2 protein-coding genes are annotated in these 769 nt (G+C 26.3%); one reads left to right on the forward strand and one right to left on the reverse strand.

Going from position 1 to position 769, the window contains the following annotated elements; translation table 11 throughout:
- Positions 1-72: 72 nt before the first annotated feature.
- Positions 73-390 (forward strand): hypothetical protein, encoded by a 318-nt coding sequence (locus A6013_RS23755; protein WP_000900860.1) that lies wholly within the window; start codon positions 73-75, stop codon positions 388-390.
- 106 nt (positions 391-496) lie between these two features.
- On the opposite strand, the gene A6013_RS25765 is transcribed toward A6013_RS23755, so the two are convergent.
- Positions 497-769: SMI1/KNR4 family protein (locus tag A6013_RS25765; protein WP_083275094.1), on the reverse strand; the 273-nt coding region annotated here is incomplete at its 5' end.

Genomic DNA, 769 nt, shown 5'->3' on the forward strand with positions numbered 1-769 from the left:
TATTTATATCTTGTATCTGTTAAATTTATTAACATATATATATGAAATTAATAATGCCTTAAGTGAAATAGTATGCTAGGTAAAAATCATCATTTTTTAAAAAAATTTTCGATCAGTGATGCTGCTATAGCGTATAAAAAACCTCGCTCGACTATACTTAAATATATAAAAAGCGGAGATTTCGAACTTGACTACAATAAATTGATTGAATACAGTCAGTTAGTTAGAAAATTTGGTGAACTTACTTACCCTATACAGGACGAAAGAGAGCAACAAATCAAAAAACTAAAAGATGAAGTTATGCATTTAAAAAAACAACTTAACTTTTTTAAATATACTTCAATCTCAAACAAAAATAGACTATTAATTTCTCATAAACATTCCATTTAACATAATGGGCGTTATATGAAATTCAAAAAATGATACTATTTTTGTGATAATTAAATAAATTTTAGGTGAACATAAGTTAAATAGAGCTTATATCGGCCATATAATTTTAAGGTTCCCAGAATTTATCACCCTGAGTTTCATAAAATTTACTAATGAATTCTTGAAAAGTATTAGCAACAATGTACCAATCTTGTCTTTGATCTATATGTAAGACAACAAAAATAGAGCCGTAATCATCACTATTAGGATCACATCGAACTAACAATAAGTCTGAATCTCCATAGAATTCTCCAATAATTAAGTCACTTTGAAGAGCGTCATTATTACGATTACTTTTATAAATTTTTGAAGCAAAAATTACTTCCTCAATAGAATATAA

The organism is Enterobacter sp. IF2SW-B1, assembly GCF_001743375.1.
Taxonomy (GTDB): Bacteria; Pseudomonadota; Gammaproteobacteria; order Enterobacterales; family Enterobacteriaceae; genus Enterobacter; species Enterobacter bugandensis.

Excerpts from the sequence above, each read along its gene's own strand:
- A6013_RS23755 (WP_000900860.1), top strand. The coding sequence starts at position 73 with ATGCTAGGTAAAAATCATCATTTTTTAAAAAAATTTTCGATCAGTGAT.